The sequence below is a fragment of the Nodularia spumigena CCY9414 genome, from assembly GCF_000340565.2.
Classification (GTDB): domain Bacteria; phylum Cyanobacteriota; class Cyanobacteriia; order Cyanobacteriales; family Nostocaceae; genus Nodularia; species Nodularia spumigena.
In genome coordinates this window covers 2,080,304-2,097,500 of record NZ_CP007203.1, presented here as the reverse complement: position 1 = coordinate 2,097,500, position 17,197 = coordinate 2,080,304, and the positions used below count along the sequence as shown (strand labels likewise).

Genomic DNA, 17,197 nt, shown 5'->3' with positions numbered 1-17,197 from the left:
CTGGAAAAACTGGACATTGGTAATTACAATATTACCAACAACACCATCCTGGAATTTGAATTCCAAAGCAGCAAACGAGGAGAAATTCACGGAATTGGTTTTGATACTGACAATGATGTCATCAATAACCCTGGAAACTTATTCCAACTTAGTGGAACTCAAAATTGGGGACTGAATAACTTTAAAAACTATAGCACTGGTTCTGGTTGGCAATCTTACAGTATTACCGTAGGAGATTACTTCACGGGCAATTTCAACTACCTCACCTTTGCCAATGACCATGATGTAGCCTCACCTGATAGTAATGGTCAGTTCCGCAATATCCAACTCTATGAAAATCAAAACGTTAGCGTCAACATCAACGGTAGTAGCAACGAATACGCTCTTTCCGCCGCCTCCCAAGATGTCACAGATGAATTCACCATCTCTGCTGATAAAACTCAACTAGGACTATCCGGTAACACCTGGAAAAAACTCGACATTGGTGGCTACAATATTACCAACAACACCATCCTGGAATTTGAATTCCAAAGCAGCAAACGAGGAGAAATTCACGGTATTGGTTTTGATACTGACAATGATGTCATCAATAACCCCCAAAACTTATTCCAACTTAGTGGAACTCAAAATTGGGGACTGAATAACTTTAAAAACTATAGCACTGGTTCTGGTTGGCAATCTTACAGTATTACCGTAGGAGATTACTTCACCGGAGATTTCAACTACCTCACCTTTGCCAATGACCATGATGTAGCCTCACCTGATAGTAATGGTCAGTTCCGCAATATCCAACTCTACGAGAATCAGAATAACAACCTCAGCGTCAATATCAACGGTAGTAGCAACGAATACGCTCTTTCCGCCGCATCTCAAAATGTCACAGATGAATTCACCATCTCGGCTGATAAAACTCAACTAGGACTATCCGGTAACACCTGGAAAAAACTGGACATTGGTGGCTACAATATTACCAACAACACCATCCTGGAATTTGAATTCCAAAGCAGCAAACGAGGAGAAATTCACGGTATTGGTTTTGATACTGACAATGATGTACTCAATAACCCCCAAAACTTATTCCAACTTAGTGGAACTCAAAATTGGGGACTAAATAACTTTAAAAACTATAGCACTGGTTCTGGTTGGCAATCTTACAGTATTACCGTAGGAGATTACTTCACGGGCAATTTCAACTACCTCACCTTTGCCAATGACCATGATGTAGCCTCACCTGATAGTAATGGTCAGTTCCGCAATATCCAACTTTATGAGAAGACCATCAGCGTCAATATCAACGGTAGTAGCAACGAATACGCTCTTTCCGCCGCATCTCAAAATGTCACAGATGAATTCACTATCTCTGCTGATAAAACTCAACTAGGACTATCCGGTAACACCTGGAAAAAACTGGACATTGGTGGCTACAATATTACCAACAACACCATCCTGGAATTTGAATTCCAAAGCAGCAAACGAGGAGAAATTCACGGTATTGGTTTTGATAATGACGATAATGTCATCAATAACCCCCAAAACTTATTCCAACTCAGTGGAACTCAAAATTGGGGACTCGATGACTTTAAAAACTATAGCACTGGTTCTGGTTGGCAATCTTATGGTATTAAAGTAGGAGATTACTTCACGGGCAATTTCAACTACCTCACCTTTGCCAATGACCATGATGTAGCCTCACCTGATAGTAATGGTCAGTTCCGCAATATCCAACTCTACGAGAATAAAAACCTCAGCGTCAACATCAACGGTAATAGCAACGAATACGCTCTTTCCGCCGCCTCCCAAGATGTCACAGATGAATTCACCATCTCGGCTGATAAAACTCAACTAGGACTATCCGGTAACACCTGGAAAAAACTGGACATTGGTAATTACAATATTACCAACAACACCATCCTGGAATTTGAATTCCAAAGCAGCAAACGAGGAGAAATTCACGGAATTGGTTTTGATACTGACAATGATGTCATCAATAACCCCCAAAACTTATTCCAACTTAGTGGAACTCAAAATTGGGGACTCGATGACTTTAAAAACTATAGCACTGGTTCTGGTTGGCAATCTTATGGTATTAAAGTAGGAGATTACTTCACGGGCAATTTCAACTATCTCACCTTTGCCAATGACCATGATGTAGCCTCACCTGATAGTAATGGTCTGTTCCGCAATATCCAACTTTATGAGGCATCATGAGCTATTTTAGCCTGGTACTGATAGCATAGCTGTCTCTGTGGTGGGTTACGGTGTATGAATTATTGGTTTGAAAAAATCATGTCGTAGCGCCTAACTCACCCTACTCGAACCAACCCCGAATTACTGTAATATTTCTGCCCTGGGGACTAATGGCAATTTCTGTGGTGCTTCTCTCACTCATAGGTGGGACATCAGCACGGCGGTCAAAAATCACTAACCAACCTGTTTACTCCACGAGATTCCACACCGGATACTGAGTTAGACTGGTCTGCACCGCAGATTTCATATCGATAATTATTCCTTGCTAGTGCCGGACTGACTGTAAGTACAATCGCAACGATTGCAATCAAGATTATCTTGTTTATGTAATTGAAACGATTCATTGATATCCTGTTTACTTGAATGGTCTTCTTGAAACAGCAACTTAATAATTTGAATATCTGAACAGTTATTAAGTTACTTTTCCTTGTCCTTTAATCTATAGATTTCTGTAAGATGGGACACTTGAAAATATAGCAGGTTTTCACTCATTACGTCTGGATAAACTTTTGTACACCCTCTATTAATTGGTCAATTTCTGATTCTAGAGTTAAGTAATGGACGGTGGCGCGGATACAGTCAGGATCGGCAATTGTCCGCGTTAATATTCTTTGTGTTTCTAAGAATTGCACTAATTTGAAATGGACTCCCGATTTTGGCTGATTGAGTTGGAAGGAAACTATCCCGCTTTCGGGTGGAGAGGTTCGCAGAGGTTGAACGCCGGGTAATGTCCCCAATTGTTGCCAAAGATACTCACTGTTACGGCAGATTTGCTGATAACGTTCTTGTGCGGTTCCCCATTGCTGATGAATGGCGATCGCCTGTGTTAAACCAACATACAATGGAGTCGCGGATGTTGATACTTCATATCTTCGTCCATCAGGTTGCCAATTCACTGGTTTACCTTGACTATCTACCACAATCCCACGTAAGCCGATAAATGTAGGCTGTAATTTTTCTCTGGCTTCGGGACGGACGAATAAACCACCTACACCCGCAGGACCACATAACCATTTGTGTCCTGTGAAGGCATAAAAATCTGCCCCCAATTCGGTTAAATTTAAAGGTAATAATCCCACAGACTGGGCTGCATCTACGAGAACTAATGAATTATTAGCTCTGCATACTTCAACAATTTTGTCAAGTGGTAAAACTTGTCCTGTGTTCCAAAAGACATGACTTAAAATTACTAGGCGAGTATTGGGGCGTAAGTGTTGAGCAATGACTGTGACGGGATCGCCTGTATTTAAAGTTTCTTGCAGGGGACAGGTGGTAACTTCTACAGCAAATCTGCGGGCGATTTCCTGGGATGCAGCAATTACTCCTGGGTGTTCACAGTCTGAAAGTAGCATATGGTCGCCAGCGCGCCAGTCAATCCCCCACATGGCAATATTGCAGCCAACTGTAACATCTTCTGTTAGGGTAATGCTTTCTTGTGGTGCTTGCAACTGGGAGGCGATCGCATCTCTGAGATTTTCCTTGGCTTGAGAAACTTTGGCGTAGGCTTCATTCCCAAAAGGGCCACTGTGTTGGATGTCAGCTTGAGTTTGCGTAATGGCATCCATCGCCCCTTGAGCCATCGGCCCTTGTCCGCCATAATTAAAATAAGTCTTATTCCCTAAAGCGGGAAATTGGGCGCGATGTTGATGTAATTTAGTTTTTGCAGCCGAAATATTAGTCATAAATCTTCAAAATACCTATCTTTTCACTTTTCTAGTTTCTCACTGTCCCACGGAATCAGGAATAAGTTGGATGAAACGAACCACAGAGGACACAGAGTACGCTGAGTTATGAGGGTTTGGGAGGTCTTTTGCGTAAGTTATGTGAGTTAGAGGGTATATTTTGATTTACAGCCAGTTTCGCTGTCTGGAACATGACCAGTTTTCTCTAATTCTTGTTAACTTAAAGGAATGTTAATCAATGCTGAACACCTACTGCAATATCAACGCTGTAAACGCCGACCTGTCTTAGATGCTCACGGCGATAAACCTCAGCGTGATGCGCCCAATGAGTTGCTACTCAAATTACAACAAGATAAAATCGCTCATCGTAAGAGTATTTTGGCAGAGTTGGGTTATTATCACAAACCAAATTACTCACGGGGTGACTGGGACGCAGGTCACGCGGCGACTTTAGAATTGATGCAGCATGGAGTTGAGTATATTTATCGCGGTGTGCTGTTAGCCAATTACCAAAATTTGGCAGATCCGGAAAATCAAGATATTTCCCCATCTTTAGAATACACTCTCCTCAGTCGCCCTGATTTACTGGTAAAACAGCGAGGACAGTCCCGGTTTGGCGATTGGATGTATGTACCAACAAATATCGAATTGGGTAAGCGTCCTAAGCAAGAATATCAAGTTGTGGTGGCGTTTCACGCTCAAGTATTGGCACAGGTGCAGGAAATTACGCCGGAAATAGCTTGGCTGCTGTTGCGTACCAAAGACAGGGAGTATGCAGTGGATTTATCCAAATGGATACCAAAAATGCAGAGCATTTTGTGGGAGTTTATCCAAGCATTAGAGTTACCAGAACCACCAGAAGTATTTATTTCTCGTCAGAAGTGCAATCTTTGCCATTGGTATAATCAATGTTATGCGATCGCGCAATCACAGCAACATCTTTCTTTGTTACCAGGAGTCACACCTGTTCGCTACGAACAACTCCAAGCTCTATCTATCAACACTGTGGAATCTCTCGCTCATACCAGTCCTCTCACCTTGGAAAACCTTCCTGGTTTCACCAGCTTAGTCGCACCCAAGTTGATTGTACAAGCGCAATCTGTACTGCAAAGACGGCCATTTATTTTACCTGATTCGTTACCAACTGAGGATCTGACATTTACGGCTCCTGTAGAGCTTTATTTTGATATTGAAGCACAACCAGATTTGGATTTAGATTATCTTTTGGGAATTTTGGTTGTTGATAAGCAAGAAAATACAGAAAAGTTTTATTCGTTTCTAGCAGAGAAACCAGAAGAGGAAGCATTAATTTGGCAGCAATTTCTAGATTTGGTTTGGCAATATCCTGATGCGCCAATTTATCATTTTTGTGTGTATGAAGTTGATACAGTTAAAAGGTTAGCGAAACTTTACAGCACTCCCAATTCTTCGGTGCGTCCTGTATTAAATCGTTTTGTGGATGTATATGAACAATTAACTAAAAGCGTCGCTTTACCTATAGAAAGTTATGCCCTGAAAGCCATTGCTCGCTGGTTGGGCTTTGAGTGGCGGGAAAAAGAAGCTAGTGGTGCTAAGTGTATTTACTGGTATGACCAGTGGCTAGAAACAGGCGATCGCACTTTGCTGGATATTATTCAAAGTTACAACGAAGATGATTGTCGCGCTACCCGGAGTGTGAAGGATTGGCTGGTGCAATTTGTGGAAAATGAATCTAGTTGGCGACTGTTTTGATTTTTCAAGGTTATCACCTTTAAAACACAGTCTTATTACATCAATCACAGCATCATTAGTTTGACTATTTTTGGTTAACCAAAACGCTTTTCTGTTGAGGCATCAATTGTTTGCCAAATTTGGCGTAAAGAGCCGGAATAACCAATAAAGTCAAAGCTGTAGAAGTAAATAAACCACCCAAAACTACAATTGCTAAGGGTTGCAGAATTTCATTTCCAGCGCCACTGGCGATCGCCAAAGGCAGCATCCCCAGCGCAGAAGTGAGTGCGGTCATCAGGATAGCATTAACTCGCTCTAGAGAACCTTTAACAATCACATCTTTAAGAGGCATTCCCTGAGCAAACTTATTGTTATAGTTGTCTACCAACAACAAACCATTGCGGACAGCAACACCAAATAGGGTAATGAATCCAATCAAAGAGGCGATCGACATCACACCGCCACTCAAAGCAATGGAGATAATACCACCCACCAAAGCCAAAGGCAGATTGAGCATGATGGCGATTGTCGCGGGGAGGGATTTAACAGAGAAGAACATCAACACCGCAATGGCGATCGCTGCCAAGATACTAAATACCAGGAGATTATTACTAGCACGCTGCTCCGATTCAAACTGTCCACCGTATTGGATGAAATAGCCATTGGGGAGTTTGATTTTCTGTTGAATTTGGGATTGAATATCGCCAACGACACTGCCCAAATCGCGCTCGGCCACATTTGCCGAAACAACAATTAGCCGTGACACATCTTCCCGATTTACAACATTTGCTCCCATACCGTACTCTACTTTAGCAACCACACCCAATTGGATAGTTTGCCCAGTAGGGGTAGTGATGGGAATAGCGCGAATGGCATCTAAACTATTGCGGGCTTTCTCCGTCAAGGAGATAGAAATATCAATAAGCTGCTGATTTTCAGCCACTTGCGACACTACACGACCATTTAAAGCAGTTTCCACCACATTTGACAACTGCTCCATACTCAATCCATAGGTTGCAGCAGCTGCGCGATCATAATGAATTTGTACCTGACGAATGGGCAGTTGGGGTTCAAGCTGCAAGTCTACAACCCCAGCAATGGGCTGAATCACATCTCGCACTTGTTCGCCAATCTTTCGCAGTTCTGTTAAATCCGGGCCAAAGATTTTCACAGCGATCGCACTTCTCACCCCAGATAACACTTCATCCATACGGTGAGAAATAAATCCACCAATGTTAGATGCTACACCAGGCAGTTTATTAAACTCTTGCCGCAATTGTTTAATACTGGCTTCCCGGTCTTCGAGGGCGCGATCGCTCAATTCTACATCCACATGAGCCATACTCACTCCCGCCCCATCTGCATCTCCTGGAGTGCGTCCTGCCCGTACTTGCACCCACTCATACAAAGGATTATCTTTAAGCGCACTAGACAGTGCTATCCCAGCCCGATTGGTCATATCGAGGGAAACTCCTGGAAATAAAACCATTGAATTAACCAATGATTTCTCCTGAAATTCCGGCAAAAACACCCGTCCCAGGGAGGGAATAATCGCAAAAGCAGCAACCAAGGCGGCAAGTGCTACACCCAGAATAATTTGGGGCGATCGCAGCGACAGATTTAACAATGGACTATATAACCGTTCTGCCCAACGTGAGATAAATGTACCTTCTTGCGGTAGGGTTTGATTTGCCAGCAGAATGGTACACAAGGCAGGTGAAAGGGTCATGGCCACCAAAGTAGACGCGCAGATGGAAAGCAAATATGCAAAACCCATCGGTGCAAAAATGTTGCCTTCAACGCCCGTCAAACTAAAAATTGGTGCAAAAACGACTACGATAATCACTGTGGAAAAAATCACGGCTAACCGCACCTGTACAGAGGTTTCATACACCACCTCAAAGGGATGCTTCGGGTTGCCCTGTGCCTGATTGGTTCGCAGTCCCCGATAGCAGTTCTCCATGTCCACGATTGAGTCATCCACAACTGAACCAATGGCTACGACTAAACCGCCCAAGGTCATGGTGTTAATGCCCAAGCCAAAAGCTTTCATGAACATTAAGCCAATCAACAGAGACAGAGGAATTGCACTCAGAGTAATTACGGCAGTACGCCAATTCATCAGAAATAACAGCATAATCACCGACACGATGATGATGCCTTGAATTAGGGAACTGCTGACATTGGCAATGGCAGTATCAATAAAGTTAGACTGCCGGAACGTCCGCGCCATCTGCACATCAGGGGGAAATGTGTCCTGCAACGATTGCAGCATCGCTTCTACTGCTTTTGTCACCGTCGGAGTATCGACATCAGGCTGTTTGTTAATCATCATCACCACAGCCGGCTGCCCATTAAAACTAGCGTCTCCCCGCTTCAGTGCTGCACCCGTTTTTACTTCCGCCACATCTTTGAGCAAAATCGGTTTCCCATCTTGCACCTTGACCACTGATTGCTGCAAGTCTGCAATTGATTTTACCTGCCCAATACCGCGTACTAAAAGTTCTTGACCACCACCAATGAGAAATCCACCAGGAGCGTTAGAATTTGCGCTTTTAGCAGCATTAGTCACTTCGGTCAGGGAAACATTAAGCGATCGCAATTTTTCTGGATCAACTAATACTTGTTCTTGTCGTTCATCCCCACCGTAAACAGTAACTTGGGTGACTCCCGGCACAGATAAAATTTGGTTGCTCAGGGTGCTATCCACCAGACGGCGCAAATCCATCAGCGAGGTTTTCCCTTGCCCATTCACAGTAAAGGCATACTGTAAAATTGTGCCTAATGGCGATGCTAACGGCGAAATTTCCGGCGGATGCACCCCTTCAGGTAACTGATTTGTCACCTGCTGGAGTCGTTCTGTCACTGATTGCCGAGCTTTATAAATGTCGGCTTCCTGGTCAAACACCACCTGCACCATAGACAGCCCGACTTTAGAGGAAGATCGTACCGTAGTTACCCCCGGCAAACCATTCACCGCACTCTCAATCGGCACAGTAATTTGTGATTCCACTTCCTCTGGAGCTAGTCCAGTCGCTTCGGTGTGAATATCCACCTGGGGGGGTGCAAATTCAGGAAAAACGTCCAGTGGCATCTGTGTGACAGTGAACACTCCCCACACCGTCACTAGAATCGCACAGATAACTATAAACCAACGCTGGGCAATGGAGTTTTTGAGAATCTGATTCAGAATGGAGTTCAACATTGCAATTAAAAATCTCCTGTCTTATTCAGATAAGTCGCTTTTCTTTTTACCCATACCTACAACAACAGCGATCGCTCCGCCCACAAGCACAACTCCACCACCGACTCCTGCTAAAATACCCATCGGCAATCCACCACTTGCTTGCTGAGTTGTTTCACCAGCCTGTGAGACGAGATTACCGCTTGCATCATGGCTATGAGGTATTCCTTGAGCATCTGCCTGAGCATGGGCTGTATCAGTTTTAGGAGTGGCGATCGCATCTGGACTTGGTGCTGTATCGGCGGTTTGGGTTTTACGCGATTCGGCATATAGCGACAAACTACCTTGGGTAACAAGTTTTTCACCAACTGACAATCCTTTGGTAATAGCGATTAGTTCGCCTTTAGTCTCACCGGTGGTAACTTCCACTGGCTCATAAAAATTCTCATACTGCACAAAGACTAGCTGCTTGCCATCAGCATCAACCAATGCCGTCACCGGAATCATCACAGCAGATCCCCCAGAGGAGGCGATCGGTGTCACCACAATACCTAATAGTTCATCGGTTTGAGCATTGACTTTGACGCGATTAATGCCACCCGTTGCTTGAAATTCATCACCATGCCCAACGTGAGCAGATACAACTGTGGGCGCACTGATAATTAAACTGGCTGCCAGAATGGAACTCATTAGCATAAAAGGTTTCATAATCACTCCTCACAATGGATACGGGATTAAACAAAAGTTGTCCATAGTTTGCCAAAGGGCAGATGAAATCCAGGTGAAATGGCAGATGTTTTTGTAAGATCAGAGCTTTGTGGTTGATTTCCCTGAAGTGATGCGAATTTTACTGGTGGAAGATGAAGCAGAATACCCATCGGCAATCCACTTGCCTGCTGTGTGGTGTTATGGCTATGAGCTAGGGTGTTAACTTTGTACCATTTTAGGTGTTCAAAATTCATGTAAAATATATGCCAGTAATTCTAATCAAGGGGGCTACGCACAGCCTTACCACCCCGATTCCGAACATGGGTATAAATAAATCATCGTGGTTTTTACATCCTTGTGTCCCAGTAATTGCTGCACTGTAGGGATGTCGTAGCCGTTTTGTAATAAATGGGTAGCAAAATAGTTAGCCGGCTTCGCATCAAGTTTTTGCACTTGCGGTTCGAGTTGGTTAGATTAGGTGCGTTTAAGCCCTTTGGTCTTTTGGTAAACTGTAAACCGAATTATTATTAAGGAAGCAATCAATGGATCCTCTGACTATTCTGATCGCACTTGCAGGTATCGTAGCAACAGGAGCATTAACTAAGGTTGGAGAGAATGTGACTCATGCTGTATTTTTTAAGTCGAATGAGTTGCTATCTCGAATCAAGCAGGACTCCCCTACTGCCGCACTTCTTATAGAAGGTTCAGACCAATACCCCCTAGATTACGGCACAGTGTATTTAGAAATTGAGGCAATTGCAAAAGATAACGAAGATATAAAAAAACTGCTTGAGGAAACTAAAGAGTTAGTGCTATCAGAACCGAAAGTGGCGGAAATCGTCGAGCGAGAATTGAATAGAGCTAATCCTCAACTTTCGACAGTAATTGAAAACTGGAAAGGAATCAATATTAAAGGTGGAATTAATACAGTAACAGGAAATACATTTCAGTTTTGACTACAGTCGTCCGAACGGGAACGGATAAAGTTAAATCCCTCTAAATATATTATTCCTTATCAAGGTTCCGCCAACTTTGTTGGACGCATAGATGAACTTGCCAAAATTCACGAAAAATTACACACATCCCGTTCCGTAGCGATCTCTGCTGCTGTGGCAGGCATGGGTGGTGTGGGTAAAACAGAGTTGGCGACACAATATGCACGGCAACATCAAGATGATTATCTCGGTGGAATTTGCTGGTTAAATGCACGAGAAGGGAACTTAGCGACTGAGATTATCAACCAGTTTAAGCAATTTCTGAAATTAGAAATACCTGAAGAATTAAAGGGAAAGCCACTAGAAGAACAAGTGTGGTGGTGTTGGCACAATTGGCAACCGCCGGAAGGTTTAGTATTGGTTGTATTAGATGATGTTGTCAATTTAGAAAGCTTTTATCAATTACTGCCAAAAGTAAAACGTTTTCGGGTGTTAATAACAACACGATTGCGAAATCTCGATCCCGATATCGAAGAAATACCTTTGGATGTATTGTCGCCAGAAGATGCGTTGAATCTTTTAACAAAGTTGGTCGGTGACACACGAGTACAAAAAGAAAAACAGCAAGCACAAGAATTGTGTAAGAGGCTAGGCTATCTACCTTTGGGTTTGCAGTTGGTAGGGCGATATTTAAGGAAAAAACCTCTTTTGTCACTAGATAAAATGTTGCAACGACTGGAGGAACAGCGAGAACTTCTTAACCAGCCGCAGTTAACTGTTGATATCCCTTTGCAAGGAGTGAAAGCTGTATTTGAATTAAGCTGGAAAGAACTCAAACCAACATCACAGCGTATGGGCGAGTTTTTGAGCTTATTTGTACCAACTAGTATTCCGTGGGAACTTGTGGAGTATGCCTGTAAATCACTAAATTGGCAAGAGTTAGATATTGAAACTGCAAACGAGCAACTTTACGAACATCATTTAATTGAGCAATTGTTAGAGGGAGAACCTCTGTATAAAATACATCCCTTAATTAGAGGTTTTTTACAGGCGAAACTGGAAGAGGCAGAACACTCAAATCAATTTAGGCAAGCCTTTGCCACAGCTCTTGTAGAAATCGCCAAAACAGTGCCGAGAACATACGCTACTGAACCTGGAATATTCACCCGTGAAAGTTTTGATTCAGTTAAGGATGCTATTCCTCACTTAGAAGAATTAGTACAGAATCTGACTGATGCAATCAAGGATGAAGACCTGAGTCAGTCTTTTTCGATGTTGGGTCAATTTTATCGCGTTCAGGGTTTTTATAAGTTATATCAATCTTGTCATGAGAAAAGTGTGGATTTACTACAGAAACGTTTAGGAAAAACACATCCCTCATTTGCTACCTGCTTAGTTGAACTAGGAGTATCCTATCTATTTCAAGGACAATATATAGAAGCGGAATCGATACTGAAAGAAGTTCTAGAGTTACGGCAAAAAATTTTCGGAGAAGAACATTCTGATGTTGCAGAGAGCTTTGATCTTCTGGGCTTGGTCTACCGTCTTCAAGGAAAGTTGGAAGAGGCAGAACCCCTATTATTAAAAGGATTAGATTTACGAAAACACTTGTTAGGGGAAGAAAATCTTCAAATTGTACATAGTTTTATCAACTTAGCAGCACTTTATCGTGTTCAAGGAAGGTTTGACGAAGGAGAATTTTTATTGCAGAGAGCCTTAGTGATACAAGAGCATTTTTTAGGTAGAGAGCATCCTGATATTGCTCGAAGCATGGATAAGTTAGGAATTGTATATCGTCTTCAAGGAAACTTGGAAGAAGCAGAACAACAGCACCTACAAGCTTTAGAATTGCAAAGAAATTTCTTTAGAGAAGAAGATCCTCCTATCACTGAAATCAAGAGAAGTTTAGCAGATGTTTATTGCAATCAAGGGCGACTTGACGATGCTGAAGCAATTTTAGGCGAAATCTTAAAAGTACAAAAGAGCTTGTGGGGAGACGAAAATCGATATGTAATCAAGACTATTCACAAGCTGGCACAAATATACCGACTTCGGGGAAAACGTGCGGAAGAACAAGAAAGTTTCGCAGAAGCAGAATCTTTTTACCGTACAGCACTAGATTTACAAAATGATTTACCTGAAGAGGATCGTAAGCTGATTCCAGCTATGCTTGATCTTGTCCAACTCTACCAAGATCGAAAAAAAGGCTATAAGAAAGGTTATAAAAAAGCAGAACCCTTGCTTTTGAAAATATTAGAAGAGCAAAGATGTCGCTCAGCAGAACCTCAACATCTTGCTAAGACTTTGAAAAGCCTCGGAGACCTCTATCGTTCAAATAATAGAAACAATGAAGCAAGACCTTTCTATCAAGAAGCCGAGCAAATCTATTTGGATATGTTGGGTGACAATGATCCCAATACATTTAAGTATCGTGGATATTTGGAACATTGTCAGTCTATACTTCAGACATACAGTGACGATGATTAATGTTCACACTTCTTGAAAGCCTTATGCGCTACGCCCTTGATTTTGAGTAAAGGTGTTACCAGCCAGCTAACAAGTCGATGAAGCGGACGGGCGAGAGATTTTGATGGAGTTGGCGCAGCGATTATCTACGACCTTAAGAAAAGGAGGAGAGAATGAGTGTTTCCATTATCAATGAAGTGATCAAACGGCTAGAAATAATGCCGCAGCACTTGCAACAACGAGTGCTTGAATTTACTCAAGCGTTAGTAAAAGCTGAAGTTCGAGGAACTCCAGGGCAGCAATTGCTACGTTTTGCAGGTTCAATCCCTCCGGACGATCTCCATGTAATGCGTGAGGCGATCGAGCAGGATTGTGAACGGGTAGATGTCGATGAGTGGTAGGTATTTGCTCGATACCAACATCATCATTGCTCTTTTTGCAGATGAAGCGATCGTCAAAAGCAATCTTGCTCAAGCCAACGAAGTTTTCATTCCAAGTTTTGTGATTGGTGAGTTGTGTTATGGAGCCAAAAAGTCAGGGCGAGTTGAAGCAAATTTGGCAAGAGTTGATGAACTAGTTGTTAGCAGCACGATATTGGGATGTGACGCTCAAACCGCACGGCAATACGGTGAGGTCAAAAACAAGTTAAGGCTCAAGGGTCGTCCGTTACCTGAGAACGATATCTGGATTGCATCTCTTGCACTGCAACACGCTCTGATTCTAGTAACACGCGATGCTCATTTTCAAGAAGTGGAGAGTCTACAAGCAGTAGCGTGGTGAGTAAAATCAAGCTCGTGGTTGATTTCCTGGAACAATGCGAATTTTACTGGTGGAAGATGAAGCGGATTTGGGACTGGCAATCAAGCAAGTCCTAATTAGCGAACGATATGTGGTGGATTGGGTAACAGATGGCACTGAAGCATGGCTCTGTATTGAAAGCCAGTGGACAGACTACACAGTTGCTATTGTTGATTGGCTACTGCCGGAAATGTCGGGATTACAGTTATGTCAGAAGCTCAGACTACACCAAAATCCCTTACCAGTGCTGATGCTGACTGCTTTGGGGCAGCCTGAAAATCGTGTCGCAGGGCTGGATGCGGGCGCGGATGATTATTTAGTCAAACCGTTTGTGATGGAAGAATTGCTGGCACGGTTGCGCGCCCTTCAGAGGCGATCGCCTCAACTACAACCGTCCACCCTAACTGTTGCAGGTTTTACTCTGGATACAGCAAATAATGTCCTTCAAGTAAATTCCGATGGATCTACGCCCTTAGTTATTCCCTTAACTACCAAAGAATTTCAGTTGCTCATGTATTTGATGCAGAACCCCAATCGCATCATTCCCGGTAGCAAATTGCGTCAACAACTTTGGGACATGGACGAAGAGCCGATTAGTAATGTAGTTGCGGCACAAATGCGCTTACTACGTCGCAAGTTAGCAAATTATGGCTGTCCCTGCCCGATTGAAACTGTTCCTGGTGCTGGCTATCGCTTTAATTCTCATGAATAGCTACTCTCTTTTTCGGCGCAGTCGTCTACGGTTAGCCCTCTGGTATGCGGGAGTTATGGGTGTGATTTTGAGTGTTTCTGGTTTGGGGATGTATCGCGCAATGGTACAAACAAAGTGGGCAGGAATGGAGCGCGAAATTGAATCAATTGCTGGAACTTTACACGATAGCGTTGAACCACTGTTACCGCCTTCTGAAGAACCGACTGCGGTGTTGCAACAAATTTTTCCTGATCTTTGTTTGAGTGGACAACCCTGCAAGGCTACCCCAACGCTGATTCAACGGCACACTATCGGCATTAGCGATCGCACTACATATTATATTCGTCTGTTTAATCATCAAGGGAAACTCCTGGCTTTTTCACCCAATCAACCGCTATCTCTGCCGCCAACTCTCAACCGCAGTTCATGGCAAACTTTTCGCACGGCTAAGGGCATTCGCTATCACCAATTCACTACAATTTTGCATAGTGCTAATACCCATCCTTTAACTAATGAAGCCAATGCTGATTCATCCTGGGGCTATTTGCAAATTGGCCGCACTTTAGAACATTTTGATGCAGAAATCAGGCGGATTCAATGGATTATGGCGATTGGGTTGCCTATTGCTCTGAGCTTAGTTGCTACTTCCAGTTGGTGGCTTTCAGGTTTAGCAATGCAGCCAATTTACCAGTCCTATCAGCAACAGCAACAGTTTACTGCAAATGCTGCCCATGAATTGCGATCGCCTCTGGCTAGTTTGTTGGCGACTGTGGAAGCTATCCTCCGCATACCGCAATCCAATCAACAAGATATACAAATCATGCTTCATACTGTTGAGCGACAAGGACGACGATTGAGCCATTTAATCGCTGACTTACTCTTGTTAACCAGTCTGGAGCAAAATTCAGGTGCAAAACCTTTTCAGCCCTGTTGCTTAAATGATGTGGTGAGCGATTTGACCGAAGAATTTTTAGAGATGGCTACTGCTGCTGATATTAATTTAACCTGCCAAATTCCCACTTGCGAGGTTTACACTTTAGGTAATGAATCGCAACTTTACCGTTTAGTGTCAAATTTGATTGCCAATGCCATCCAGTATACACCCAGTGGGGGATATGTAACTGTTAACTTAGTCAAGAGTGATTACACTGCTCTAATTGCAGTAAAAGATACGGGAGTTGGGATTGAGCTTGCTGATCAGAAGCGAATTTTTGATCGCTTTTACCGTGTTGATAGCGATGCCTACGGCGGGCTGCGCCTACGCTCTTGTAAAACCGTAAGCACAGGGCTGGGGTTAGCTATAGCTGTGGCGATCGCCCAAAAACATCAAGCGCATCTGAAAGTTGAAAGTCAGGTGGGAAAAGGTAGTATTTTTACGCTAGAAGTGAAAATTGTATCGTCGGGCAACTTTTCTACCTATAGTAGATTGTAATATTTTTTATCTTGAGATAAAAATTAATATAGTTTATATAAACTTAACCAACTAGCTAAATTAGGAGAGGAAAGTTGCAAACTCCCCGCATTGTCATAGTTGGCGCTGGATTTGGTGGATTGCAAACTGCTCAATCTTTAGCTAATTCTGGAGCAGATGTCTGTTTAATCGATCGCCATAACTATCATACTTTTGTACCACTACTGTATCAGGTCGCCACAAGTCAACTAGAACCAGAATATATTGCTTACCCTATTCGCACGATTATCCGGCGATTTTCTGGGAAACGACACCAGCACAAGCCCAAAACTCGGTTTTTATGGGCGGAGGTACAGCGCATTGATTTTAAAGCCCAGATTGTCAAGACAGATCGTTGTGCGATCGCCTATGATTTTCTCGTACTAGCAACTGGAAGCAAAACTCAGTATTTAGGTGTAACTGGCGCGTCAGAATATGCCTTTTCTCTGAGAACTTTAGCAGAAGCTATTAAATTACGCCACCGGATTCTGGCTTGTTTGGAACTCGCTAGCCAGGAATCTGATCCAGAGATACGCCAACAACTGCTAACATTTACCATTGTCGGTGGTGGTGCGACTGGGGTAGAAATCGCCGGTGCTTTGATAGAAATGCTACGCGGTAAATTTCGCCGGGATTATCCCACATTAGATTTACAGCAACTGAGATTAATTGTAATTCAGTCAGGCGATCGCCTCTTAGCCGAACTACCCAAAAAACTGGGAGTCTATACTTACAAGAGATTAACTCAATTAGGTGTAGAAGTTTACCTGCAAACCAGAGTTAGTCAAGTCACCAAAGAATCTGTACACCTGCAAAACAACGAAATAATTCCCACCGCAACAGTAATTTGGACTGCGGGGTTAGAAGCCAACTCTCCCGAAACACCAGAGGAAATATCCACAGCCAAAAAAGGAAAATTATCGGTTCATCCCACCTTACAACTACTAGAACAACCCAACGTCTATGCTATTGGGGATTTAGCTTATATAGAGCAAAATGGTAAACCATTAGCTGGGGTTGCGCCAGTCGCACTTCAGCAAGGTGTAACAGTCGCCCGCAATATTCAACAACAGCTGCGGGGTAAATCACCAAAACCCTTTAGTTATTTTAATAAAGGTAGATTAGCAATTATTGGCTGTTATTCTGGGGTAGGAAAAATTGGTAACTTTGCATTTACAGGCTTCTTACCTTGGGTAATTTGGTTAGGCGTTCATCTGGTATATTTACCTGGATATCGTAGTCGCTTGCTAGTTTTACTCACTTGGCTTTATACCTATTTATTAGGCGATCGCGCCGTGCGGTTAATTTTGCCCATTTATTAATCAT

14 protein-coding genes are annotated in these 17,197 nt (G+C 43.0%); 9 read left to right on the top strand and 5 right to left on the bottom strand.

The genetic code is table 11. From position 1 onward, the window contains the following. Positions 1-2,208 (top strand): hypothetical protein (locus tag NSP_RS25940; protein ID WP_044482745.1); only part of this gene is annotated, 2,208 nt, incomplete at its 5' end. Between the two features lie 530 nt (positions 2,209-2,738). On the opposite strand, the gene NSP_RS09330 is transcribed toward NSP_RS25940, so the two are convergent. Next, on the bottom strand, positions 2,739-3,929 hold the full coding sequence (locus tag NSP_RS09330; protein ID WP_006198655.1) for an aminotransferase class V-fold PLP-dependent enzyme: 1,191 nt from the start codon (positions 3,927-3,929) through the stop codon (positions 2,739-2,741). Positions 3,930-4,157: 228 nt separating this feature from the next. Here NSP_RS09330 and NSP_RS09325 point away from each other — a divergent pair, with 228 nt between their 5' ends. Further along, positions 4,158-5,660, top strand: a complete 1,503-nt coding sequence (locus NSP_RS09325; RefSeq protein ID WP_006198656.1) for a TM0106 family RecB-like putative nuclease — start codon at positions 4,158-4,160, stop codon at positions 5,658-5,660. Between the two features lie 64 nt (positions 5,661-5,724). Here NSP_RS09325 and NSP_RS09320 read toward each other — a convergent pair whose 3' ends face one another. The 4 genes from NSP_RS09320 to NSP_RS24020 are packed head-to-tail and all read right to left on the bottom strand — an operon-like array spanning position 5,725 to position 9,984. Beyond that, positions 5,725-8,844: a CusA/CzcA family heavy metal efflux RND transporter gene (locus NSP_RS09320; RefSeq protein ID WP_006198657.1), complete on the bottom strand. Its 3,120-nt coding sequence runs from the start codon at positions 8,842-8,844 to the stop codon at positions 5,725-5,727. Between the two features lie 21 nt (positions 8,845-8,865). After that, positions 8,866-9,531, bottom strand: coding sequence for a permuted SH3 domain-containing protein (locus NSP_RS09315; RefSeq protein ID WP_006198658.1), 666 nt, complete (start codon positions 9,529-9,531; stop codon positions 8,866-8,868). Between the two features lie 26 nt (positions 9,532-9,557). Then, on the bottom strand, positions 9,558-9,785 hold the full coding sequence (locus NSP_RS25260) for a hypothetical protein (RefSeq protein WP_006198659.1): 228 nt from the start codon (positions 9,783-9,785) through the stop codon (positions 9,558-9,560). A gap of 46 nt (positions 9,786-9,831) precedes the next feature. Then, the gene (locus tag NSP_RS24020) at positions 9,832-9,984 is read right to left on the bottom strand and encodes a tyrosine-type recombinase/integrase (RefSeq protein WP_197538890.1); all 153 of its coding nucleotides are present in this window, start codon (positions 9,982-9,984) and stop codon (positions 9,832-9,834) included. Positions 9,985-10,073: 89 nt separating this feature from the next. Here NSP_RS24020 and NSP_RS09310 point away from each other — a divergent pair, with 89 nt between their 5' ends. The 7 genes from NSP_RS09310 (at position 10,074) to NSP_RS09280 (ending at position 17,193) form a co-directional block, all read left to right on the top strand. Then, positions 10,074-10,487 (top strand): hypothetical protein, encoded by a 414-nt coding sequence (locus NSP_RS09310; RefSeq protein WP_006198660.1) that lies wholly within the window; start codon positions 10,074-10,076, stop codon positions 10,485-10,487. Between the two features lie 24 nt (positions 10,488-10,511). After that, positions 10,512-12,953, top strand: a complete 2,442-nt coding sequence (locus NSP_RS09305; protein ID WP_323210065.1) for a tetratricopeptide repeat protein — start codon at positions 10,512-10,514, stop codon at positions 12,951-12,953. Between the two features lie 152 nt (positions 12,954-13,105). Further along, on the top strand, positions 13,106-13,333 hold the full coding sequence (locus NSP_RS09300; RefSeq protein ID WP_006198662.1) for a hypothetical protein: 228 nt from the start codon (positions 13,106-13,108) through the stop codon (positions 13,331-13,333). Next, complete coding sequence (locus NSP_RS09295; protein ID WP_006198663.1) at positions 13,323-13,712, top strand: type II toxin-antitoxin system VapC family toxin; 390 nt, start codon at positions 13,323-13,325, stop codon at positions 13,710-13,712. Before NSP_RS09300 ends, NSP_RS09295 begins: the two co-directional genes overlap by 11 nt. Before the next feature lie 34 nt (positions 13,713-13,746). Then, entirely contained in the window at positions 13,747-14,442 is a 696-nt protein-coding gene (gene rppA / locus NSP_RS09290) for a two-component system response regulator RppA (RefSeq protein ID WP_006198664.1), read from the top strand. Beyond that, the gene (rppB, locus tag NSP_RS09285; protein ID WP_231859561.1) at positions 14,378-15,853 is read left to right on the top strand and encodes a two-component system sensor histidine kinase RppB; all 1,476 of its coding nucleotides are present in this window, start codon (positions 14,378-14,380) and stop codon (positions 15,851-15,853) included. Before rppA ends, rppB begins: the two co-directional genes overlap by 65 nt. 74 nt (positions 15,854-15,927) lie before the next feature. Then, positions 15,928-17,193, top strand: a complete 1,266-nt coding sequence (locus tag NSP_RS09280; RefSeq protein WP_006198666.1) for an NAD(P)/FAD-dependent oxidoreductase — start codon at positions 15,928-15,930, stop codon at positions 17,191-17,193. Positions 17,194-17,197: the final 4 nt, after the last annotated feature.